At 68.4% G+C, this 23506-nt stretch carries 19 protein-coding genes; 5 read left to right on the plus strand and 14 right to left on the minus strand.

Annotated elements, in window-relative coordinates; genetic code table 11:
• Positions 1-30 precede the first annotated feature (30 nt).
• From D3A59_RS15505 to D3A59_RS26720, 4 genes are all read left to right on the plus strand, one after another.
• Positions 31-1041, plus strand: coding sequence for a WD40/YVTN/BNR-like repeat-containing protein (locus tag D3A59_RS15505; protein WP_157991542.1), 1011 nt, complete (start codon positions 31-33; stop codon positions 1039-1041).
• Positions 1038-3413 carry an efflux RND transporter permease subunit gene (locus tag D3A59_RS15510; protein ID WP_119155856.1) on the plus strand — a complete coding sequence of 792 codons (2376 nt, stop codon included), beginning with the start codon at positions 1038-1040 and terminating at the stop codon, positions 3411-3413. The genes D3A59_RS15505 and D3A59_RS15510 overlap by 4 nt, the downstream gene beginning before the upstream one ends.
• 218 nt (positions 3414-3631) lie before the next feature.
• Positions 3632-4291, plus strand: a complete 660-nt coding sequence (gene can, locus D3A59_RS15515; RefSeq protein WP_119155858.1) for a carbonate dehydratase — start codon at positions 3632-3634, stop codon at positions 4289-4291.
• A 156-nt stretch (positions 4292-4447) separates the two neighbouring features.
• The gene (locus D3A59_RS26720; protein ID WP_119155859.1) at positions 4448-5080 is read left to right on the plus strand and encodes a TetR family transcriptional regulator; all 633 of its coding nucleotides are present in this window, start codon (positions 4448-4450) and stop codon (positions 5078-5080) included.
• Positions 5081-5263: 183 nt separating this feature from the next.
• Here the strand turns inward: D3A59_RS26720 and D3A59_RS15525 are convergent, their stop codons facing one another.
• The 13 genes from D3A59_RS15525 to D3A59_RS15585 form a co-directional block, all read right to left on the minus strand.
• The gene (locus D3A59_RS15525; RefSeq protein WP_119155861.1) at positions 5264-6997 is read right to left on the minus strand and encodes a DUF1302 domain-containing protein; all 1734 of its coding nucleotides are present in this window, start codon (positions 6995-6997) and stop codon (positions 5264-5266) included.
• A 28-nt stretch (positions 6998-7025) separates the two neighbouring features.
• Positions 7026-8402: a DUF1329 domain-containing protein gene (locus D3A59_RS15530; protein ID WP_119155863.1), complete on the minus strand. Its 1377-nt coding sequence runs from the start codon at positions 8400-8402 to the stop codon at positions 7026-7028.
• Positions 8403-8770: 368 nt separating this feature from the next.
• Positions 8771-10453: a class I adenylate-forming enzyme family protein gene (locus D3A59_RS15535; protein WP_119155865.1), complete on the minus strand. Its 1683-nt coding sequence runs from the start codon at positions 10451-10453 to the stop codon at positions 8771-8773.
• A gap of 16 nt (positions 10454-10469) precedes the next feature.
• Positions 10470-11609 carry an acyl-CoA dehydrogenase family protein gene (locus tag D3A59_RS15540; RefSeq protein WP_119155866.1) on the minus strand — a complete coding sequence of 380 codons (1140 nt, stop codon included), beginning with the start codon at positions 11607-11609 and terminating at the stop codon, positions 10470-10472.
• A 25-nt stretch (positions 11610-11634) separates the two neighbouring features.
• A complete protein-coding gene (locus tag D3A59_RS15545) occupies positions 11635-12834 on the minus strand; it encodes an acyl-CoA dehydrogenase family protein (RefSeq protein ID WP_240636075.1) in 1200 nt (399 codons plus the stop codon).
• Positions 12831-13904 (minus strand): MBL fold metallo-hydrolase, encoded by a 1074-nt coding sequence (locus D3A59_RS15550; protein ID WP_205665208.1) that lies wholly within the window; start codon positions 13902-13904, stop codon positions 12831-12833. Before D3A59_RS15550 ends, D3A59_RS15545 begins: the two co-directional genes overlap by 4 nt.
• Positions 13897-15708 (minus strand): long-chain-acyl-CoA synthetase, encoded by a 1812-nt coding sequence (locus tag D3A59_RS15555; protein WP_240636076.1) that lies wholly within the window; start codon positions 15706-15708, stop codon positions 13897-13899. Before D3A59_RS15555 ends, D3A59_RS15550 begins: the two co-directional genes overlap by 8 nt.
• 17 nt (positions 15709-15725) lie before the next feature.
• Positions 15726-16895, minus strand: coding sequence for an acyl-CoA dehydrogenase family protein (locus tag D3A59_RS15560; protein ID WP_119155868.1), 1170 nt, complete (start codon positions 16893-16895; stop codon positions 15726-15728).
• Positions 16896-16908: 13 nt separating this feature from the next.
• Positions 16909-18087, minus strand: coding sequence for a lipid-transfer protein (locus tag D3A59_RS15565; RefSeq protein ID WP_119155870.1), 1179 nt, complete (start codon positions 18085-18087; stop codon positions 16909-16911).
• Between the two features lie 19 nt (positions 18088-18106).
• Positions 18107-18529, minus strand: coding sequence for a MaoC family dehydratase (locus D3A59_RS15570; RefSeq protein WP_119155871.1), 423 nt, complete (start codon positions 18527-18529; stop codon positions 18107-18109).
• Positions 18498-19631 carry an acyl-CoA dehydrogenase family protein gene (locus D3A59_RS15575; RefSeq protein WP_119155873.1) on the minus strand — a complete coding sequence of 378 codons (1134 nt, stop codon included), beginning with the start codon at positions 19629-19631 and terminating at the stop codon, positions 18498-18500. Before D3A59_RS15575 ends, D3A59_RS15570 begins: the two co-directional genes overlap by 32 nt.
• Before the next feature lie 10 nt (positions 19632-19641).
• Complete coding sequence (locus D3A59_RS15580; protein WP_205665209.1) at positions 19642-20619, minus strand: bifunctional MaoC family dehydratase N-terminal/OB-fold nucleic acid binding domain-containing protein; 978 nt, start codon at positions 20617-20619, stop codon at positions 19642-19644.
• Positions 20612-21403: an SDR family oxidoreductase gene (locus D3A59_RS15585; RefSeq protein WP_119155878.1), complete on the minus strand. Its 792-nt coding sequence runs from the start codon at positions 21401-21403 to the stop codon at positions 20612-20614. Before D3A59_RS15585 ends, D3A59_RS15580 begins: the two co-directional genes overlap by 8 nt.
• Before the next feature lie 135 nt (positions 21404-21538).
• Here D3A59_RS15585 and D3A59_RS15590 point away from each other — a divergent pair, with 135 nt between their 5' ends.
• Positions 21539-22342 (plus strand): enoyl-CoA hydratase, encoded by an 804-nt coding sequence (locus D3A59_RS15590; RefSeq protein ID WP_119155880.1) that lies wholly within the window; start codon positions 21539-21541, stop codon positions 22340-22342.
• A gap of 43 nt (positions 22343-22385) precedes the next feature.
• On the opposite strand, the gene D3A59_RS15595 is transcribed toward D3A59_RS15590, so the two are convergent.
• A complete protein-coding gene (locus D3A59_RS15595) occupies positions 22386-23159 on the minus strand; it encodes an SDR family oxidoreductase (protein WP_119155881.1) in 774 nt (257 codons plus the stop codon).
• Positions 23160-23506 lie beyond the last annotated feature (347 nt).

Genomic DNA, 23506 nt, shown 5'->3' on the forward strand with positions numbered 1-23506 from the left:
TCCCTCACACAGACAACCAGGAGACACACCGTGCGAATCGCTGTTGGCATCGCCGTGGCCACCCTCATGGCCGCTGCCGCGTTCCATGCCTTCTCCCCGCGCCCGACCCCGCCCCTGGAGGCCACCGCCCTCCCGATCGAGCACATGCATTTCAACGCCCTGGTTCGCTCCAGTGTCGGCCTGGTAGCCGGCGGCGAGCTCGGAGCCCTGGTCTATTCGCGCGACCAGGGCCGCAGCTGGCAGCGAGCGCAGGTGTCTGCCAATCGCCAGGCGCTGATCACCCAGGTCCGCTTCGATGAAAGCGGCCGGCTCGGGCTGGCGGTCGGACACGAAGGCTGGATCCTGCGCAGCGACGACGGTGGACAGACCTGGACCGAGCTGCACTTCGACCAGGCCAACGGCGAGCCGCTGATGAGCATCGCCACGCTGCCCTCGGGCCGCTGGCTCGCGGTGGGAGCCTTCGGGCGCATGCTGGGCTCCAGCGACCAGGGGCGCAACTGGCAGCGCATCGAGGTGGAGGGCGTGCAGGACCAGCACCTCAACCGCATCGTGGGCTCGGAGGACGGCAAGCGCTGGCTCGTCGTCGGCGAGCGCGGCCTGATGCTGATCTCGGAGGACCAGGGCGCGTCCTGGCGATTGCTGCCGCCCTTCTACAACGGCTCCTTCTACAACGCCGCCGCTCTCCCGGACGGCAACTGGCTGGTCTATGGCATGCGCGGCAACGCCTTCCGCAGCAGCGGGGGCGGAGAGACTTGGCACAAGGCCGAGCTCCCAGCGCCCGCCTCCTTCTTCGACCATGCGCAGGGCAGCGACGGACAGCTGATCCTGGTCGGGCAAGGCGGACTGATCGCCCTCAGCAGCGACGGCGGGCGCCGCTTCAGCCTGCAGCGTGCCGACTCGCGCGCCACGCTCACCAGCATCGTGCCCGACACCGAGGACGGCGCCTGGCTGGCCAGCGATGCGGGCCTGATGCACCACGTCGCCCCCACGATGGCTGCACTCATCCGGAGCGACGAACCGGCCCAAGGAGGACTGCGATGAACCGGACCCACTTCTCCCGCCGTCTTGACGGCACGATCGAGCGCATTGCTCGCACGCTGATCGACTGGCGCCGCGGCATCGCATTCGTCACCGCCGTGCTCACGCTGCTGCTTGGCAGCTCCGCACTGCGCACGCATCTGGACGCCGGGTTCAACAAGCTGATCCCGCTGCGCCACGACTACATGGCGGCCTTCCTGGAGCATTCCGCCACGTTCTCGGGGGCGAACCGGGTGATGGTCAGCGTGCGCTGGAAGGGCGAAGGCGACATCTACAACGAGCCCTTCCTCAAGGTGCTGCGCGGCGTGACCGACGAGGTGTTCTTCACGCCGGGCGTCAACCGGGCCCAGGTCTATTCGCTGTTCACGCCCAACGTCAAGTACATCGAGATCACCGAGGACGGCTTCGTCGGCGAGGTCGTCATCCCCTCGCGCTTCACGCCGAATGCCGAAGGCCTGGCGCAGGTGCGCTCCAACGTCGCCAAGTCGGGGCAGATCGGCAGCCTGGTGTCCACGGACCTGAAGTCCGCGATGGTGCGCGCCGACCTGCTGGAGATCGACCCGCAGACGGGCCAGCGCCTGGACTACGGCCAGGTGGCGCAGAAGCTGGAGGCGATCCGCGGCCAGTTCGAGAGCGAGCACATCGAGATCAGCATCGTGGGCTTCGCCAAGGTGCTGGGCGACGTGATGGAGGGCCTGTTCAACGTCGTCACCTTCTTCGGCATCGCCTTCGGCGTGACAGCGCTGCTGCTGTGGGCCTACTCGCGCTCGGTCAAGCTCACGGTGCTGGCGCTGTTCGTGGCGCTGCTACCGGTGGTGTGGCTGCTGGGGCTGCTGCCGCTGATCGGCTACGGGATCGACCCGATGTCGATCCTCGTGCCCTTCTTGATCTTCTCGATCGGCGTCTCGCATGCGGTGCAGATGTCCAATGCATGGAAGCAGGACGTGACAGCTGGCCAGTCGGCCGCGGAGGCGGCGCAGAGCGCCTTCCGCAAGCTGGCGGTTCCCGGCACGCTGGCGCTGCTGACCAACGCGCTGGGTTTCATGGTGATCATGCTGATCGACATCCCGATCGTGCACGAGCTTGGCGTCACCGCCTGCCTGGGCGTGCTGCTGATGATCGTCACCAACAAGGTCATGCTCCCGGTCATCCTGTCCTACCTGCAGCTCAAACCGACAGCGACTGCCTCTGCCGCACCGCGCCGCCACGGCCTGTGGTGGGCAGTCTCGGGCTTGGCCGAGCCCAAGCCCGCGCTGCTGAGCCTGCTGGCCGCGCTGCTACTGCTGGCCGCCGGCACGCTGGTGTCGCGCCAGCTGCAGACGGGCGACGTCGGCAGCGGCGCTCCGGAGCTGCGTGCCGAGTCCCGCTACAACCGCGACAACGACCGCATCCTGTCGCACTACTCCATCGGCATGGACGTGCTCTCGGTATATGCCGAGGCGCAGGGGCTGGACGAGGCCTGCCTGAACTGGGAGGTGATGAACGCCGTCGAGCGCTTCGACCTGTACATGCGCGGCGTGGACGGCGTGCGATCCGTCAACACGGTGGCGGCCCTTGCCAAGCGTGGGGCCGCGGGTAGCAACGAAGGCAATCCCCGCTGGGCCGCGCTGCAGCGCACGGAAGCAGCCTTGCGCACCGGCTACCGAGCCGCCCACCCGGAGCTCGGCCTCAACACCGAGGGCTGCAAGACCATCCACCTGCAGGTCTTCCTGAAGGACCACGACGGCGCGACGCTCAAGCACGTGGTGACGGAGGTGCGCAAGTTCATTGCGGCCGACCGCACGCCACATCTGAGTTTCCGGCTGGCCGGAGGCAACGCCGGCGTGGCCGCTGCCACCAACGACGCGGTCGATCGGGCCGAGGTGCAGATGCTGTCGGCCATCTTCGGTGCGATCGCGCTGCTGTGCTGGCTGACCTTCCGCAGCTGGCGGGCGGTGCTGTGCATCCTCGTGCCGTTGACCCTGGTGTCGATCCTGTGCAATGCGCTGATGGCCCTGCTGGGCATCGGCCTGAAGGTCGCGACGCTGCCGGTGATCGCGCTGGGCGTGGGTGTGGGCGTGGACTACGGCATCTACCTGTTCGAGCGCATGCAGCACGAGATCGAGGAGCGTGGGGCCTCCTTGCGCGAGGCCTTCTACGAGGCCATGCGCCAGCGCGGCACGGCCGCCGTGTTCACGGCCCTGACGATGTCCCTCGGCGTAGGGAGCTGGGCCTTCTCGGCGCTGAAGTTCCAGGCCGACATGGGAGTGCTGCTGGCCTTCATGTTCCTGGTCAATGCTCTGGGAGCGATATTCCTGCTTCCCGCGATGGCTTACTGGCTCGCCATACAACCCGCGGGCCCGTCCAAGACGGCCTACCGGCCTGCCCAAGCCTGAATAACTCGGATCAAGAAGTCTCTGCCGCCGCCAAGCAGGGCGCCCTGGCTTCCGGCCCGGGCGCCTGACTGCTGGACGCTTGTCGCGCAACCGGGACTGAGAGGGAAACCACACCATGAACCACGAAATCTGGATTCTGAGCGCCAGGCGTACCGACATTGGCGGCTTTGGCGGCCAGGGCATTGCAACGCTCCTCGAGCGAGCCTGAGGCAGGCGTCATGACGCAGATTCAGGACCTTTTCGGGCGCAACCGCCGCTGGGCCGACGAGACCGAGAGCCGGCGTCCCGGCTTCTTCTCGAGGCTGCTGGAGCAGCAGGCCCCGCAGTATCTGTGGATCGGCTGCGCCGACAGCCGCGTGCCGGCCAACGAACTCGTCGGCCTGCTGCCGGGCGAACTGTTCGTGCATCGCAACGTCGGCAACGTCGTGGTGCACTCGGACCTCAACTGCCTGTCGGTGATGCAGTTTGCGATCGACAAGCTGCAGGTCCGGCATATTCTCGTGGTCGGCCACTCCAATTGCAGCGGTGTGCGCGCCGCCCTGGAGGACATGCGCCTTGGCCTGGCCGACAACTGGCTGCGCCACGTTCAGGACGTGCGCAATCAGCACCAGGCTTGGCTCGACACCCTGCCCGCATGGCAGCGTGCAGATGCACTGTGCGAACTCAACGTACTCGAGCAGGTGCGCAATGTCTGCCAGACCACCGTCGTGCGCGACGCCTGGCAGCGAGGCCAGACCGTGCAGGTGCACGGTTGGGTCTACGGCTTGCATGACGGGTTGCTCAAGGACCTGGGCATGACGGTCGAGGGCGTGGAGGCAGTCGCGCCCGCATTCGAGGAGGCGCTGCAAGCCGTCAAGCGGCGCTATGCCGGGACCTGATGCGCCCCGGCGACTGCTGACAGCCCGACATGCCGGGCGTCTTCGCAAGCACCGGTCAGGCCGACAGACATGATCGGCCTACGAAGGAAGGAGAGCCTCCGGGAATCTAACCGCTGGAGAGGAACCTCCTACCGAATCCACGCCTGCCTCCCGCTCATGCCCCGCCGCACCAAGGACGCCGCCCAGCAGACCCGCCAGCAGATTCTCGACGCAGCCCGCCGCACCTTCTGCGAGCGCGGCGTGTCGGCCACGAGCCTGGCCCATATTGCGCAGGCCGCGGGCGTCACGCGTGGGGCGATTTACTGGCACTTCGAGAACAAGGAAACGCTTTTCCATGCAATGCGCGAGGAAGCGCTCCTACCTCACATCCACCACTTGGACAGCCTGCTGCTGGAAGACCAGCAGACGCCGCCACTCGAGCGCCTGCATCGCTTCCTGAGGCAACTGATTGAGCATTGGACGCGCTGCGAGTCGCTGCGCGAGGCGCTGGAGATCGTGGTGTTCAAGTGCGAGTACGTGGGTCCGATGTTGGGAGACATGGCCGGACACCTCTCTCACCATCGCAAGCTGGTCGCCACGCTGGAGCTGGTGCATCGCGAAGCGCAGCAGCGAGGCGATCTGCGCGGGGGACTGTCACCACATGCCGCAGCGCTGGAGACGGCCTCCTTCGTCGATGGTCTCGCCCGGCTGACGTTGCTGCAACTGCGCAATGACCGCCTGCTCGACGACCTGCACGAGATGATCGCGCTCCACGTGGGAAACCGGAGGCTGAGGCGTCGCGACCGCTAGAACGGGGGCGACGTGCATGGTGGCGATCAACCTTTGACGCTACGTGCTCGCTGAGGACGCCTTCGTCGACAACTTCGTCCACTACGCGGCCCTCGGCGCGCGGCCCCGACCGTGTGGACTGCCCTAGGGACAATGCCCAGATAGCGCTCTTTCCATGAGCGCCATCTGGGCTATCCTGAGGCGTTAGAACGCGTACTTGAGCACCAGCGACAGCTGATCGCGATCGGTCAGTTTGCGCTCGGTCTTCAGGTCGAGGCTGGCGTCGCCGAGGAAGGCGAGGTAGTTCACCCCGATCGAGAGGTTGCCGCCCTTGACGAAGGTAGTGCCCAGGCTCAGCCGCTTGTCGCCCTCGCCGCCGGTGCCACCGACCAACGAGCGCCCCTTGACCTGGTGCGCGAAGCTGATCGGGACGGTGAGGTCCCAGCCCTCCACGAAGCCGGGATAGCCCAGCACCGCCTGCAACGTGTAGGCGATTCCCTTGCTGGTCTTGAAGCTCAGCGTGTCGGACGCAGGAAAAGCGGCCGCCGCTGCCCCCAGGGCCTCGACGCCCGGTGCCTTGCGCGCCTCAACGTCGTTGACAATGACCGCCGACACCTCGCCAAGCAGCTGAAGCGACGTGATAAAGGGGACGCGGCCGACGTTGGCGAAGGCGTTGACGCTGGCCTGCGTGACATCAGCGCGGGTCGGGTTGGGGATCGTCGCACCAGTCGCCGGATTGACGACCGTGTTCACCAGCACCGGAGCGCCCTTCTTGTGCGTCAACTCGCCGGCCACCGCGACCTTGCCGAGCACCGTGCTGACCGTCGCGCCGAGCAGCTTGACGTCCTCGAAGTAGCGGATGCGGTAGGAGCCGTTACCGATTTGGTTGCCCGGGATGCCGAAGGCCGCGGGCGTAGCCGTCCCTGGCGTGAAGGCGTTGATCTCCGGAAGTGGCGTGCGATCGTGGAAGTTCAGGTAGTACAGGCCGACCTCGGTCTCGTCGGTCACGCGGTAGCGCGTGCCAATGCCCCACTGCCCCGTCTTGCCCGGCTTGATGTCCTCGCCTCTCGATCCGAACGAGCAGCCATTGAATCCAGAGAATGAACCCGGCACGGCTGGCAATGCAACGAAGGGCCCCAGGCAGACACCGCCGGGTCCGACCGCATCCGAGGTGTTGAAGTAGGAGCCTGGGGCCGGCGCCAGCGTGGGATGGAAGCCGAATTGCGCGTGGCTCAGGAGCGTCCATCGCGGCGTGACCTCGACAGCAGCCGAGATCTGGTCCTCTGGCAGCAGCACGTCCTTGGTCTCGGTTCCCGGGATGTTGGCCTTGGTCCCGTCGGCCGGTCCCTGGGCCAAGCCCATGCCGGGGTAGAACAACGCCTCGCCCCAGTTCACCACGTGCCGGCCCACGCGCACGGTAGCGCGACTGCTCTCGCCAAGCTTGAACGCGGTGTAGCCGTATGCGTCGAGGACGCGACTGTACCCGCCGTGATACCGCCGCGCGCCCTCGGTGAACTCGTTGAACGGCGCGGGCTTGTTGACGCGGTTCGGGTTGCTCGCTGCCGGGTCGTTGTCGTTCGTCCGGTGATAAGCGTCGTCGTAGAAGGTGCTGGCCGAGAACACCACTCCGCTGTCGCCCTTGGACAACTTGGTCTCGAGCAAGGCGGAAATTCGGTTGGCCGTCAGCGCTCCCTTGTCGAAGTTGTTATTGCCGTCATTGCCGCCGGCGTTGTTCACGGCCGAGGTGGCCGGTGCGCGGTAGGTCAGCAGGGGGTCCTGCGCCTCGGCACGGCCGGACAGCGTGTAGGTCGTCAAGACGCGCCAATCGAACTTGAGGCCGTTGCCGAATTCGACGGATTCGCCAGCGTGCGTGGACTGCGAGGCGCCGATCGCCAGCACGGCTGCCGCGAGCGGAGCAAGTTTGGGATTGAACTTCACTTTGTGGGTGTCCCTGTTCGTGGAATGTTCAAGTGCCGGCCGAGCGGGCCGCTTCGGGGGTGAACATGTCGGGCTTCAGGTCGCCCTTGTTGAGGACCGGGCCCGTGTCGCGCTCCTGGAACAGGTTGTAGCCGACGTATCCACCCGAATTGAGGTCGTGATAGAAGCTTGTGCCGGCCTGCCACCCTTGCATGTCGAAGGCGTAGTAGTGGTTGACGAAGGCGTACTGCCACAGCGTGCCGCGCGCGTCGTAGAAGTCGGACATCGCCGCCTGCCAAGTGTCCTCGTCAAGGAACAGCACGCGTTTGCCGTAGAGATGGCGGAAGCCATCCTTCAGCGAGCCTTCGACCACCCAGACACGGCGCAACTCCCAGCGGATGAAGTCGGGGTTGGGCACGCCTGGCTTGAGCAAGTCTGCGTACTTGACGGTCTTGCCATGCAGCTTGTACGAGTTGGCAGGCACGACCATCTCACGCTTGCCGATCAGCTTCCAGTTGTAGCGCTCAGGCGAACCGTTGAAGAGGCGGTCAGAATCAATCGTGATCTTGCCGCCGGTGCCGGCCATCGGCTGGTCGAAGCCGTACTCGGGCAGCTGGCGCACACGCCGGGTGCCGGGGTCGTAGTGCCAGGCGAGGCGCTTGTCCTTGCTGAAGTTGACAGGCTCGGCGGAAACAGCGATTCCCCCCTTCTCGCGCTCGGGCAACAGCGCGATGTTGCGGCTGTAGGCCATGCGGCCTTCGAGCGGCTTGTTGATCGCGTCGGGACCGTTCACCATGCCGAGGTTGGTGTTGCGGGCGCGCCCCCAGGAAATGTTGCCGTTGGAGAGCACGTTGGCGACGTCACGGACGACATCCTCGGTGAAGGCCCGGTACGGGAACATGTTGTTCATCAGGGCCTCGTTCCCGTCCTTTGGAATCGGGAACGGCACGGCGCCCTTGACCGCATTCTTGATACCCAATCCGCCATCCGAGAGTTCAGCGCTCAACGCGTTCGTCCTGGCCGCCTCGCACACCTCGTCGGGGTAGCGGAAGTCACGGCGCGTCGGGTAGACGTCGATCCGGAAGGCCTTGGGAAACTTGGCAAACACCGCTTTCTGGCCTTCCGAGAGTTTGGCGGCGTGCTGTGCGAGGTTCTCCGCGGTGATGCTGTAGAGCGGCTTGTCGGCCGCATAGGGATCCACCGGGTGCTGACCGACATGGGGCTTGTACTGGACGCCCGGCGGCGTTCCGAGCCACTTGCCGGAGAACTCCGGGATGGTCCCGTCCTTGTTGCCGGCCTTCTCAGCCCCTACGCAGGTGAGCTCCTTGCCGAGCTTCTCGGCCTCGCTGGGACTGACCTTGGCGATGGCCCCGCCGGCGAGCACCGAGCCTGCCGCAAGCGCCATCCATGAAATCCATCTCTTCATCGTTGTCTCCACGTTGATCTCGAGCCAGGATCGGGACCGACTCGGCTACACGACACGCGGTCGCCCGATGGTCGGAATGTTCGACGCCGGCAGCCACGGGCTCATCGTCCGATGGGACTAAGGGTGAGCGCGGGGATCGACAAGGCGGAGCAGGAACGGAACGCTCGGCAGGAAGCGAGCTCGCGAGGCTATAGAGATAGGGAAGGAAGACGAGGCTCTTCCGGTGAGCCAGCATGGCTGCCGGAGGGATTCGGGACGGGGAACGAGCGTTCCCCAGAGGGACTCCCGGTCGCGAATCCGTCAGCGCGGAGGCCGCGCCGGGCGGCACCGCGACGGGCGGTGCGAAAGAGAAGGGATCGGAGTGCCGCTCAGGTGTACTGACGCTTGATCTGGTTCTTGAGCAGCTTGCCGGTGGCGTTGCGCGGCAGCGGCCCGTCATGCAAATGGACCGCGCGCGGCACCTTGTAGGCCGCCAAGCGCTCGCGCACGTGCTCTCGCAGCTGCGCCTCGCTCGGTGACGCGCCGGGCAGCGGCACCACAACTGCGACCACAGCCTCGCCAGTGGTGTCGTCGGGCAGGCCGAATACTGCGGCCTCCTCGATGCCCGGATGCTGCAGCAGGCAAGATTCGATTTCCGCTGCGGCGATCTTCTCGCCACTGCGGTTGATCACGTCCTTGATGCGATCCACCACGTGCAGGAAGCCCTGCCCGTCAAGGTAGCCGATGTCGCCCGTGTGCAGCCAGCCCTCGCGCAGCGCGGAGGCGGTGGCCTCCGGTTTGCGCCAGTAGCCCTCCATCACCGTTACACCCCGCAGGCAGATCTCTCCCGGCTCCATAGGCGGCAGCGGCGTGCCATCCGGACCGACCACGCACAGCCCGATGATCGGCGACAGCAGGCCCGAGCTTCGCGGGTGCCGGCTGAAGATCTCGCCCGATGCCGCCGCAGCCACCCCGTTGCTCTCGGTCATGCCGAAGCCGATCCCAGAGAGCGAGTCCGGCCGGCGCTCCAGCAGCTCGTCGATCAACCGCTGCGGCAGCCCTGCGCCGCCGAAGCCGATGCCGGCCAAGCTGCCCGTGAGCGCCGGGTCGTCGAAGCCGGGCTGCGCCATCAGCTGCATCACCATCGAGGGTGCGCCGTTGAACTGCGTGATGCGCTCCCGCGCAATCAGCTCGATCGCCTGTGCGGGGTCCCAGCGGTGCATGAAAACCAGGCGGCGCCCGTGGCGCAGCGAAACCAGCAGCTGCGCATGCAAGCCGCTCACGTGGAACAGCGGCACCGCCGTCAGCGTGGCCGGCGCATGGCCACGCCGCAGCATGGCCTCGATCCGCGCCGGCGAGGTCATCGCCGTGAGCGCGCCGATGTAGTCGATGTTGAAGAGCGCCTGGCACACGGCTCTTTGGTTCGACAGCACCGCCTTGGCCTGGCTGCTCGCCCCCGAGGTGAACAGGATCAACGCCGGGTCCTGCGGCGACAGCGACACCTTCGGCGCGGCAGGTCCACCCTGCTGCACCAGGTCCTCGAAGGCCTGCACGCCGGGGGCCCTCGGCCCGTCTGCCAAGGAGATGGCCCTGCAGTCCAGCCCGTCGAGCTCGTCGGCCACGCGCGCGAGGCGGTCGACATCGCAGACCAGCAGGCGTGGCTGCACGTCTCGCAGCGCCGCGCACAGCTCGTCACGCAGGCCGAAGCTGTTCAGCGGCACCGGCACCGCACCGACCAGGACCGCCGCCGCGAAGGCCACGGCCCATTCGGGCCGGTTGCGCATTGCGATCGCGACGCGGTCGCCGGGCCGCAGGCCCAGGTCGTGGTGCAGGCGCCCGGCCAGGGCGTCGACCGCCGCAAAGAAGCGGTCGAAGCTCCAGCGGTCCTCCCCGTAGGCCATGAACTCGCGGCCTGCATGGACGCGGCCGGCCTCGATCAGCTCCGGCAGCGAGCGAAAGGCGTTGCGGTAGGCCGGCGCGCGGCCGCCGTGCAGATCTACGTCAACCAGCTCGAAAGGCGCACCGGGCGCGGTGAGCTGCCGGCGCACCGCGTCAAGATCAATGTTCGTCATGGGTCTCCTCCTTCTTCTAGAAGCCTTTCAGCCGAGCATAGCGTTCGCGGTGGAACACCGCGTCGCCCAGGCTTTGCTGCAGGACGCGGCCCCGCTTGAGGAACAGGCCCAGGTCGAACTCGTCGGTGACGCCAATTCCACCGTGCATCTGCACCGCTTCGTTCAGCAGCTTCGCGCAGAGCTCGCCGGCACGGGCCTTGGCCAGGCTCGCCAGCTGCGCGCGATCGGAGGCCTGGTCGTCGATCGCCTCCAGGGACGCCATCACGCAGCTCTGCAGCAGCTCCAGCTCCACGTACAGCCGCGCAGCGCGGTGCTGCAGCGCCTGGAAAGAGCCGATCGGCCGGTCGAACTGCACCCGCTCCTTGAGGTAGCCCAGCGTGCGCTCGAAGGCCTCGCGCAGCAGGCCGAGCGACTCGGCAGCCAGGCAGCAGCGCGCGCAGTCGAGCACCGCGTCCAGCGGTCCGAAGCCCTCGTCCGCGCGGCCAACCAGCGCCTGGGGCCCCACGCGCACGCCCTCCAGCCGCACACGAGCCGCGTTGCGGCTGTCCACCATGTGCGTGCGCTGCACCTGCACGCCCGGCAGCGCCGCGTCGACCAGGAACAGGCTCAGCCCCGCGGTCTCGCCGGGCCGGCCCGAGCTGCGCGCCACCACCAGCAGCTGCTGCGCCACGTGGCCGTCGATGACGAAACACTTCTCGCCGTCGAGCACCCAGTCGCCCGCCTCCCTGCGGGCGCTCAGGCGCACCGCGGCAGGGTCGTGCCGGCCGCCCTCCTCCAGCGCTAGCGCGAACAGCGTGCTGCCGTCGATGATCCGCGGCAGCCAGCGCGCGCGCTGCTCCTCGCTGCCGGCCTCTAGCAGCAGGCCGCCGGCGAGCACCACCGAGGCCAGCAGCGGTAGGGCCGAAAGCCGGCGGCCCGACTGCTCGAACACGGCGCCGAGGCCCTTGTAGCCAAAGTCGAGGCCGCCATGGGCCTCGGGCATCACGGCGGCGGTCCATCCCAGCTCGACCACCTCGCGCCACAGCCGGGGGTCGTGGCCCAGCGGATCGTCGGTGTCCCGCAGGCGGCGCAGCGCCGAGACCGGCGAGCGCGCCGTGAGGAATTCGGCGGCGGTGTCGCTCAACAGGCGCTGTTCTTCGTTCAGCAGCAGGCTCATGACATTCTTCTCCACGAACGGGCGTTCATTCCGGCAGGCCGAGCACGCGCTTGGCGATGATGTTGAGTTGCACCTCGCTGCTGCCGCCGGCGATCATGTAGGTCTTGGACAGCAGCCAGGCGCGGCAGACCTCGAGCTCGTCGCGCGTGAACTCCTCTCCCTCCCAGCCCAGCGCCCGCTGGCCCAGCAGCTGGGTGAGGAACTCGTACTTCGCGGCCTCCTGCTCGGTCTGCACCAGCTTCATGATGGCGGCCGGGCCGCTCACGTCCTGCCCTGCCAGCGCCATCTCCTTCACGCGCCGGTGCGTGAGCGAGAAGGCCTGCTCGTCCATCAGCAGCCGGGCCAGCCCGTCGCGCAGCACCGGCTCGCGCGGCGCGCCGTCCTCGTCGACCAGGCAGGCACGCGCCAGCGCCAGCGCGTCGTGGGAAGGCGCCGAGCCCTCGGTGAACTTGGACATCGCGGCGCGCTCGTGCTGCAGCAACTGCTTGGCCACCGCCCAGCCGCCGCCGCGCGGGCCCACCAGGTGACGCGCCGGAACCCGCACATCGTCGAAGAACACCTCGCAGAAGCTGGACTTGCCGCTGATCAGCTCGATCGGCTTGACGCTCACCCCCGGCGAACTCATGTCAATGAGCAGGAAGCTGATGCCTTCCTGCTTGCGCGCGCCGGCGTCGGTGCGCACCAGTGCGTACATCCAGTCCGACTGGTCGCCATAGGAAGTCCAGATCTTGGAGCCGTTGACGATGTAGGCCTCGCCCTCCTCGTCCTGGACATGGCGCGCCGAGGTCCGCAGGCTGGCGAGGTCGGAGCCGGCATTGGGTTCGCTGAAGCCCTGGCACCAGCGGGTGCGCCCCTGCATCATCGGGATCAGGTGCTCCCGCTTCTGAGCCTCGGTGCCGAACTCCAGCAGCACCGGCCCGAGCATCCACACACCTAGGTTGTACTGCGGCTGGCGGCAGCCCAGGCGAGCCATCTCCTGCTCCAGCACGCGCTGCCGCCGCGGATCGAGGCCGCCCCCGCCGTATTCCACCGGCCAGCCGGGCGCGAACCAGCCCCGGTCGCGCATGCGCTCGAACCACAGGCGCTGGTCCTCGGTCTGGAACTGCAGCTTCGAGCCGCTCCACACCATCTCCTCGGGCACGATGGGCCGGCGCATCGAGAGCGGGCAATTGGCCTCCAGCCACGCCCGCACCTCGGCACGGAATGCTTCCATCTCGTCGTTCATTCTGACTCCTTGGTCTCCCGGCCCGCCGCCAGGCCGAATCGGTAGCTGCCGTCCTCGTCCAGCACGCGGCGCACGATGCCCGCATGGCGCAGCCAGGACAAGTGGGCGATGGCCTCGCCTAGTGCCAGCATGTCGTCCATTGCGTGGCGCAGGCGGGGGAACAATTCCAGCATCGCCTCGAAGGCGGTGCAGGGCCCCTGTCTCGCCATCAGGTCGCGCAGCGCCTCAAACTGCTGCTCATGGTGCCGCCCAAGCTCCTGTACCCGTTCGTGCAGACCCCGGAAGACCCCTTGGTGCGACGGCAGTACCAGCGTATCGGGCGCGAGGCGGTCCAGGCGGTCGAGCGAGTCCAGCCACAGCTGCAATGGGTTGGCCTCGGGCTCGATCGCGGTCACGAGTACGTTGGAGGTGATGCGCGGCAGCAGCTGGTCCCCGGCGATGAGGATGCGGTCCGCCTCGCAGTACAGGCAGGCGTGCTCCGGCGAGTGCCCCTCGCCGATTACGACACGCCAGCGCCGTGCGCCGATCCGCAACTCCTCGCCTTCGCGCATGCGCACGAAGGACTGGGGCTGCGGCGGCAGGAAGGGATCGCGGCGCAGGGCAGTGAGCATGCGCTCCATGCGCTCCGCCGGCAGGCCCGAGCGCCGGTAGAACAGCGTCTGAGCGTCGGGCAGCGGGTCCGGCATGGGCACGGACAGCGTGCGCATCATGTAGTACTCGCCGTGCGTCATGTACAGCGGCACCCCGAAGCGCTCGCACAGCCAGGCGGCCAGCCCCGCGTGGTCGTAATGGAAATGGGTGCAGATCAGGCGCTTGGGGCGCAGGCCGTCGAGCCGCTCGCTGGCGACGCGCTCCCACAAGGCGCGCGCCTGCACGGTGTTCAGTCCGGTGTCCACCAGGGTCCAGCCGTCGTCCTCGCGTAGCAGGTAGACGTTGATGTGGTCGAGCGCCATCGGCATCGGCATGCGCAGCCACAGGATGCCCGGCGCCAGCTCGACCGTGGAGCCGTCGGGAGGTGGCGGCTCGAAGGGATAGTCCAGTGCCGCTGCAGCGCGTATTCGCTCAACCACGCAGCGCTCCTTCCAGCGCCTCGGGCGTCAGAGGGACGTAGCGCCGCGCCCGGTCGTCGCGCACGTACAGCGGGTCCCGCACGAGACGCGCGTCGTAGCCCTCGCGTTGCAAGTCGACCTTGCGCAGCTTGTAGTTGCCGGTCATGTCGGCGGCTGGTGCGATGCGTACGAACAGCGGGGCCGCGTAGCGCGGCAGCCGCCCGGTGCACAGCTGCCAGAAGGCCTGCGGGTCGAAGACGCGACCGGGCTGCAGCACGAGAGTGGCCATGCCCGCGCGGCCCTCGTGGCCGGGCACCTGCACGCCGTAGACCGTGATCGCGTCCAGGCCCGGCATGTCGCCCAGCACGTCGGCCACTTCCGTGGTCGAGACGTTCTCGCTTTTCCAGCGGAAGGTGTCGCCAATGCGATCCACGAACCAGCAGTAGCCGTCCTCGTCGCAGCGAAGCAGGTCGCCCGAGGACCACCACGCATCGCCCTCGCCGAAGACGTTGCGCAGGATCTTGGCCTCGGTGGCCTCGGCCGAGGTGTAGCCTTCGAAACGGCCACCGATCACTTCAGGATCGTTGTGAATGAAGCCGATGGCCTCGCCCACCTCGCCGGGGGCGCAGTGGATCATGAAGCCGCGCTCGTCGCGCACGTGGGTGCCCGCCTCGAGGTCGTAGCGCACCAGGCGCAGGTTGGTTCGCTCCCAGAAGGGCACGCGCCCGCAGGAGCCGACGCGGTTGTCGAGGTTGATCGTGTTGGTGTTCGCCTCGGTGGAGCCCCAGCCCTCGTAGATGTGAAAGGCGCCGAAGCGGGCGACCCACTGCTCCCAGACCTCCGGCGCCAGCCCGGCGCCCACCATCTTGCGCAGCGAGTGGTGGCGGTCGTCGGGCCGGGCCGGCTCGGTGAGCAGGAAGCGGCAGATCTCACCCACATACTGGCAGGCGGTAACGCCGTGGCGGCGCACGTCGCTCCAGAACTCGCGCCGGCTGAACTTGCGGCGCAGCAGCAGGCTCGCACCGGCCGCGATGGCGGTGGACGCTGCCGACAGAGAGGCCGCACCGTGATAGAGCGGCAGGAAGCAGTAGAAGCAGTCCTGCATGCGAATGTCCATCGTCACCTTCATCACGTCGCCGGTGATCAGCCAGCGCGCGTGGCTGATGATGGCCGCCTTCGGCAGGCCGGTGGTGCCGGAGGTGAAGATGTGAAGAGCCGGCATGCCGGCCAGCAGGCCCTCCCGCCAAGCGGCCGGCGGGTTGTCGCTTTCGGCGGCGGCGGCCAGCGCCTGCAGGTCCAGGCTGCACAGCGCACACAGTTTTTCCGGGGCCGGTCGCTCGGCGTCGGGCCAAAGCCAGCAGTCCAGCCCTGCGGGCAGGCCCGGCGTCGCTTCGAGCAGCGGCAGGCATTCCTCGCCCACCACGATGCGGCGTGCGCCGGTGGTCTCCAGCGCGTGCAGCAGCGGCCGGCCGCTGACGTTGGTGTTCAGGAAGGCCACGACGGCGCCCAGCTTGGCTAGGCCGAGCCAAGCGAAGAAGAAGCCGGGGCGGTTCTCCATGCACAGCGCAACCACATCACCGCGACGCACGCCGAGGGCGTGCGCCGCATGGGCGACCTGGTTGGCGCGGCGGTTCAGTTCCGCATAGCTGTAGCGTTCCTGGGCGTACAGGAGACAGGGCCGGTCGGCGAACTCGCGCGCGCTGTCCTCGACACGCTCGGCCACACCGTAACGCTGCGTGGCGCGGTGGCGCGCGCTCGCCTCGGCGCGGCGGTCGAGCTTGGCCTGCGTGACTTCGCGCGGTACCAGGGGGAGGGCTGTCCTCACGTCTGCTCCTCGGTTCTTCAGCGCAGCGGCCGGGGCAGGCCCAGGCCGAACTGTGCAATCAGCTCGCGCTGGATCTCGTTGGTTCCCCCACCGAAGGTATTGATGGTGGAGGCGCGTATCTCGTACTCCAGCTCGCCCAGCAGCAGTGCGGCACTCGACCCGGCGCGCACCAGGGCGCTTGCGCCGACGATGTCCATCAGGCGGCGCAGCACCTCGATCACGCCCTCGGAGCCGTAGACCTTGGTGGTGGAGGCGAGCGCCACGTCCATGCCGCCGGCCTCGAGCTCGGCCGCGATGCGGAAGTTGATCGTGCGCATCGCCTCCAGCCGCGCGTAGCACTCGGCCAGGCTGCGCCGCACCCAGGGCTGGTCGATGGCGCGCCGGCCCTGCTCGTCGCGAGCCTTGGCCCACAGCAGCACCTTGCGGAAGGGGCCGAAGACCTTGTCCGACCAGGAGCCGAGCCCCAGCCGCTCGTGGTTGAGCTGCGCGGTGATCAGCTTCCAGCCGCCGTGCAGCTCGCCCACCAGCAGGTCGGCGGGGACCTCGACCTCGTCGTAGTAGGTCGCGGCGGTCATGTTGCCCACCGTCTCGATGGTCGTGTGCGAGAAGCCGGGGGACCGGGTGTCGACGATCAGGATCGAGACGCCCTTGTGGCGTGCCAGCTCCGGATGGGTGCGCGCGGCCAGCCACACGTAGTCGGCCGACTCGGCACCCGAGGTCCAGAGCTTCTGGCCGTTGACGACGAAGCGGTCGCCTTCCAGCCGGGCCTGCGTCTTCAGCGCCGCGAGGTCCGAGCCGGCGCCCGGCTCCGAGTAGCCGATGGCGAAGACGATCTCGCCGGCGGCGATGCCGGGCAGGAAGCGCTGCTGCTGCGCCGTGGAGCCGTGCTCCATCAGCGCCGGGCCGACGGTGCTGATGGTCACGAAGGGCAGCGGCGCGCCCGCGATGTTGGCCTCCTCGAAGAAGATCAGCTGCTCGGTGGCCGCGTAGCCTTGGCCGCCGAATTTCTTCGGCCAGCCCACGGCGAGCCAGCCGTCCTGGCCCATCTGCCGGATCACGCGCCGGTACTCGGCGCCGCCTTCCGCGCCGCGCAGCGCCAGGCGCAGCTCGGGCGTCATCAGCGCGTTGAAGTAGTCGCGCACCTCCAGGCGGAGGCGGTGCTGCTCGGGGGTGAGATCGACGAACATGCGCTCTCCCCTTTCAGGCCTCGCCCAGCACCAGGCCGCTGGTCGGGACGCCCGTGCCGGCGGTGACGAGCACGTTGTGCACGTCCGCCACCTGGTTCACCGCGTCGCCGCGGACCTGGCGCACCGCCTCGGCGATGCCGTTCATGCCGTGGATGTAGGCCTCGCCGAGCTGCCCGCCGTGCGGGTTGATCGGCAGGCTGCCGCCACGCGCGTGCTCGCCGGCGCGGATGAAGTCCTTGGCTTCGCCGCGCGGCACGAAGCCGAACTCCTCCAACTGGGGCAGCACGAAGGGCGTGAAGTGGTCGTAGATGACGGCCGTCTGGATGTCGGACGGCGTCAGCCCGCTCCCCTGCCACAGCTGGCGAGCCACCAGGCCCATCTCCGGCAGGCCGGTGATGTCCTCGCGGTAGAAGGAGGTCATGATCTGCTGCCCGTCGCTGATGCCCTGCGCCGCGGCCTTGATGACCACCGGCTTGCGCCGCAGGTCGCGGGCCCGCTCCGTCGAGGTGATGACCATCGCCACCGCGCCGTCGGACTCCTGGCAGCAGTCGAGCAGGCGCAGCGGCTCGCAGATCCAGCGGCTCCTCTGGTGATCCTCCAGCGTGATCGGCTTGCCGTGGAAGAAGGCGGCGGGGTTAGTGGCCGCGAAGTCGCGCGCCGCCACCGAGACGCGGCCGAAGTCCTCGCTCGTCGCGCCCCAGCGGTGCATGTAGCGCCGCGCGAACATGCCCACCCAGGCGGCGGGCGTGTGGAAGCCGTGCGGCATGTACCAGCCGTAGTTGACGTTCTCGAAGATCGGCGTGGAGGCGAAGCCGTAGCTGCCGCTGCCGAAGCGGTACCAGCTGCGCTCGTTCATCGCGCGGTACACGACGACGGTGCGGGCCACGCCGGTGGCCACCGCCATCGCGGCGTGCAGCACCGGGGCGCAGGCCGCGCCGCCGCCGTGCGGGATCTGCGAGAAGAAGCTGACCTCCTTGGCCCCGAGCAGTCGGGCGATCTCGTACTCGGGCACCTTGTCGACCGAGTAGGAGGAAAAGCCGTCGACCTCCTCGGGGGCGATGCCGGCGTCCTCCAGGGCCTGCAGCGTGGCTTCCATGGCCAGCCGCAGTTCGGTGCGGCCGGAGTTCTTCGAGAATTCGGTCGCGCCCAGGCCGACGATGGCGGCGCGTCCGGAGAGGGGTGTAGATTGCATAATGTCTCCTGCTCGCGCTTCAGGGCAGCCGCACGCGCACCGTGCCGCTGACGTGGTGGCCCATCGAATTGCGTCCCTTGAGCGTCACCTCGACGCTGCGGTCCTCCTCGCGCCGGTCGGTCACCGAGCCGGCGAGGCGCATCGTGTCACCGGGGTAGTTGGGCGCGCCCAGCCGGATCTTCAGGTCGTGCAGCAGCCCCTCGGGGCCGCACCAGTCCTCGACGAAGCGCTGCACCAGCCCGTTGGTCGTCAGGATGTTCATGAAGATGTGCGGCGAGCCCAGCGCGCGCGCCGCCTCCAGGTCGTGATGCCCGGGGAAGTAGTCGCGCGTGGCGATCGCGCCGCCGGCAATCAGCGCCACGGTGATCGGGATGGACAGCTCGGGCAGTTCGTCACCCAGCCGGGTGTCATCAAAGCGTCGGGTGGTCTTCGGCGAGGTCATATTTCCATCCCAGGTTGTCGTTGTCGGCCAGCCAGTCGCCCAGCCGGGCCAGGTGGTGTTCGCTGCCTCCGAGCGCGACGGCCAGCGCGCGGCTCCAGTAGAGAAAGCGGTGGATGTGGAAGCTCACGTCCACGCCCATGCCGCCGTGCACGTGCTGCGCCATGTGGCCGGCGCGGTGTCCCAGCTCGCAGGCCAGCACGCGCGTCGCGTGCGCGTGGGGCACCCCGCCCAGGCCGGCGTCAAGCCGGTAGACCAGCTGCCACAGCGAGCTGCGCAGCGCCTCCAGGGCGATGTAGCCGTCGGCCATCTGGCCCGCCACCAGCTGGAAGCTGCCGATCGGGCGGTCGAACTGCTTGCGTTCCTTGAGGTAGTCCACCGTGCGGGCGAGCTGCTGTGCGGTGACGCCGAGCTGCAGCGCGGCCAGGCAGGCCAGCGCGCGCGGCTCGATCCAGCCGGCCGCCTCGGGCGGCAGCACCGCCGCTTCGTCCACTGGCAGCGCGTCAAAATGCAGGTCGGCCACACCGAGGTGGTGCTGGCTCGTGCCCTCGACGCGGCGCACCCGGTCGAGCTCGGCCAGCAGCAGGCGCGGGCCCTGTCCGTCGTCGGCGGCCAGCAGCGCCCAGCGCGCCTGGCCGCCCAGGGGAAGGGCGTGTACCGTGCCCTCGGCCGTCCAGCCCCGCTCGCTGCGCTGCAGGCGCAGTCCGGCGCCGCGGGGCGCTGCGAGCCCCGACAGCGACAGGGTCAGCAGCTGCCCGCCCTCCATCACCGGCCGGAGCACCCGGTCGCGCAGGGCCGCGTCGCCGAAGCGCGCGAGGGTGGCCGCCGCGAGCTGCTGCTCCCACAGCGGCACCAGGGCCAGCGCCCGCCCCTGCTGTTCGAGCACGCACATCAGCTCGGTCAGGCCGAGGCCCAGGCCGCCGTCGGCCTCCGGGACCAGCACGCCGTGCAGGCCGGCGGCCAGGCATTGCTCCCAGAGCGCCTGCATGAAGGGCCGGCCCGAGGCGTCGTGCTCGCGCAGCTGCTCGTCGCCGCAGTAGTCGGCGAACAGGGCCTGCGCGCTCTCGCCGAAGGCGCGTTGTTCTTCGCTGAAGCTGAAGTCCATCGCGCCGTCCTTAGTGGGCCACCGGCCGGAACTGCGGCAGGACCAGCTCGCCGTCCACGCAGTTGAACTCGACCTGCACCGGCTGGCCGATGCGGACCTCCTCCGGATTCAGGCCCACGAGCTGAGCCACGAGCCGCGTGCCCTCCTCCAGCTCGATCAGGCCGATCGGGTTCGGGTGCTCGAAGGGCGGCACCTCCGGGTAGTGCATCACGACGAAGGAGTAGACGGTGCCGCGGCCCGAGGCCTGCACGGTGTCCCATTCGAAGCTGTGGCAGTGGGGGCAGACCGGCCCGGGCGGGTGGCGCAGCCGGCCGCAGCCGCTGCAGCGCTGGATCAGCAGCTTGCCTTCGCGCACGCCGTCCCAGAAGAAGCGGGTGTCGTCGCTGATGCCCGGCGCGGGGCGCCGGATCGCGGGCTTCGTCGCCTCGGGCGGGGCTTCTTCGGCCTTCGGCCGCTCGGCGGGCCGGAACTTGAAGACGCGGAACAGCAGTTGCCCCACCTTCTCGTCGGGCGCGTCGTCCTTCTGCGCGAAGTAGCTCATCACCAGCGTGACGAAGTAGCCGGTGCCCAAAGCGGTGGTCTTCTGCTCGCCCACCGCGTCCAGGCGGGTGGTGTAGTAGAGCCGCTCGCCCATGCGCAGGTAGCGCGCGAACTCCAGCTCGGAGTTCACCGCCACCACCGCCGGGAAACCCTGGGCCTCGATCAGCTTCAGCGCCTCGTAGGGGTTCTCGTCGGTCGAGCCGGGCGGGTAGTTGTTCATGTGCAGCCCGGGCTCGCACCAGGACTGCAGCATCGCCGGCGGCGCCACTAGGCCGCCGTGAACGGAGGCGGCGGCGAACTCGGGGTCGGTGTAGACCGGGTTGGTGACGCCCATCATCTCGCACCACTGGCGCGCCATCGGCGCGTTCACCGGATCCCAGGCATGGACGTGGCCGTACTCCTTGCCCACCAGCGCCCGCACCTCCTTCATCCAATCGGGTTCAACCACGAACATGCTCCTTGTGTTGTGCGGCCTGCGCAGCCGCCAGGAAGGCCGGCTTCTCGCCGCCGCCGTGCAGCAGCAGGTTGCTGCCGCTGATGTAGGCTGCGCGCGGCGAAGCCATGAAAAGACAGGCCTGCGCGACGTCGGCCGGCTCGGCCATGCGGCCCGCGGGAATCGTCCCTGCCACCGCTGCGATGCCTTGCTCGTCGCCGTAATGCAGGTGCGACTGCTCGGTGCGCACCAGGCCCGGGCTCACCACCGCCACGCGCACCCGGGGGCCCCACTCCACCGCGAGCGAGGACGCGAGACTCAACACCGCCGCCTTGGCCGCGCCATAGGCGGCCGTGCCGGGCGAAGGCCGCAGCGCGCTGACGCTGCCGATGAAGAGGATCACCCCCCCGTCCGCCTGCCGCTGCATCACCGCGTTCGCGGCCTGGGCCGCATGCAGCGGCGCCAGCAGGTTCAGGCGGATCACGCTCTCGTGAAAGCGCGGGGACGCGGAAGCCGCCTCCGCTGCAGGACTGCCCCCGGCGTTGTTCACCAGCACGTCGAGCCGCCCGTGGCGCTGCACGATCTGATCCATCAGTGCGCTCAGTGCGCCCGCCTCGCGGACGTCGCACGCAATGAAGGCAGCGCGGCGCCCCTGTGCCTCGGGCAGCGTGTCCGGCTCGTTGCGGCCGCACACTAGTACCTGGGCTCCGGCGGCCAGGAAGGCTTCGGCGATACCGCGGCCTATGCCCCTCGTGCCCCCGGTCACAAGGACCACCCGTTCCTTGAATTCGGCTTCCATGCTTGCAGCCTCGTCGTTGTGTTCGATCTGCTTGCAAATCTAGAGACCGGATGGAAACGCGCCTACGTCCGAAAGGACGATGCCTCCCGCCCTCCCCGGATCGAGCATCACGCCCATCCATCCGACGAGAACCCTATGAGCGAGCTGCCTTCCGATGCCGAATCCGCCCCCCCTGAAGTCTTGGTCTCGTATGAGGGCGAGGGCGTGGCCCTTGTACGCCTGAACCGTCCCGAGGCGACCAATGCGTTGAGCCTGACGCTGCAGGCGCAGCTGGGGAAGGCCTTCGAGGAGCTGTCCGCCGATGCGCGGGTACGCGCCATCGTGCTGACCGGCGGGCCGCAGGTGTTCGCCGCCGGTGGCGACATCAAGGGTCTACTCGAGGCCGGGCCGGTTGAGATCCTGCAGCGCCACACCGAGCGCGTGTGGGCGCCCATCGAGCGCTGCCCCAAGCCCGTCATCGCGGCCGTGTGCGGCTATGCCTATGGCGGGGGCGCGGAGCTGGCCATGCACTGCGACATCATCGTGGCTGGGCAGGGTGCGAGCTTCGCGCAGCCGGAGATCCGAATCGGGATCATGCCCGGCATCGGCGGCACCCAGCGGCTCGTGCGTGCGGTGGGCAAGTTCAACGCCATGCGCCTGCTGTTGACCGGGAGGCCCGTCGGTGCCGAGGAGGCGCGCGTCATGGGCCTGGTGAGCCTAGTGGTGCCCGATGAGCAGGTCCAGGACGAGGCCCTGAAGATGGCGCGCGGCATCGCGGCCATGCCGCCGCTGGCGGCGATGCAGATCAAGGAAGTCGTGCTGGCGGGCGTGGACGCGTCGCTGGAGGCGGCGCTGATGCTGGAGCGCAAGGCCAACCAACTGCTCTTCGCCACGCGCGATCAGAAGGAAGGCATGCAGGCCTTCATCGACAAGCGCAAGCCGAGGTTCGAAGGCAGGTGAGCGTGAAACCGGCTGCGAGTCACCGGTTTCGGAGGCCGCCTGCTCAGAAGCGGGTGGGCCTCGTCATGGCATCGATGCCGCCGTCGACATAGAACTGAGCTCCATGAACGTAGCTGGCCTGCGCACTCATCAGGAACGCGATCACCGCAGCGATCTCCTGGGGCTGAGCACGACGTCCGAGCGGTGCGACGAAGTCACGGATTGCGGGTCCGTAGCGAGGGTCGTCCAAGCCTGCTTGCAGCAAGGGCGTCTCCACCGCGCCGGGCGCCACGCTGTTCAGACGTACGCCCGCCTTCCCCCATTCGACAACACGGCGCCGCACTGCCACCGTCAGCGCATTCTTCGAACTAGCATAGGCCAGCTGTCCGCTCTTGGGGCCGGCGGCCGCAACCAGGGCCTGCACCTTCGCCTCATCCCCCGCCTCGAATGCCGTCGCCAGGGGATTCTGGTCCCAAGCAAGATGCGACGCCGCGACCGAAGAGATGACGACCGCCGCAGCATCTTGTCCCCGACGCAAGGCCGGCAAGAGGCCATCGAGGATGGAGAGCGCACCGAAGTAGTTGACCGAGGCCACCTTGCTCACCGGTTCTGTCTGCGGCCCCAAACCTGCGCACAGCACCAACCCGTCGAGGCGGGCGCCGCAGCATGCCTGTACCGCGCCCAGAGCACGGGCCCGTCCTTCCGGAAAGGAGAGGTCAGCCTCGATCTCCGCATGAGCCAGGTCAATGCCTATCACTGTATGTCCTGCGGCTTCGAGGACTGCCCGGGTGGCTGCGCCGATCCCCGAGGCTGCGCCGGTAATGACGGTGGTGGGCATTGCTGTGCTCCTTGTCGTTGAATGGATCGCTCATTGGGCCGTGATCCAGGACCCGCCCGGCACTTGGCATGACGGGTCGCAGACATCAGATCCGAAGTTCCGATGTTTCTCGACCTGCAAACGGACGATGCTCGCGGAGGTTCTTTCACAATAGCAGGGTGCAGGCAAAATCAAACCGGGGCAGCGAGCCTGCTGGTGAGGACCCGCGTGCTCGTGTGCACCCAGGCGATGCTGGCCGCTCCCGTGCCCCACTCCCGGTTGGGCGGCTTGAGCAGGATCGGCACGGCTGTCACCGCGCCGAAGCCCAGCGAGGCGATCGCCAGCGCGAGCGCCGCGAGCCACCAGCC

Source organism: Caldimonas tepidiphila (assembly GCF_003569765.1).
Taxonomy (GTDB): domain Bacteria; phylum Pseudomonadota; class Gammaproteobacteria; order Burkholderiales; family Burkholderiaceae_C; genus Caldimonas; species Caldimonas tepidiphila.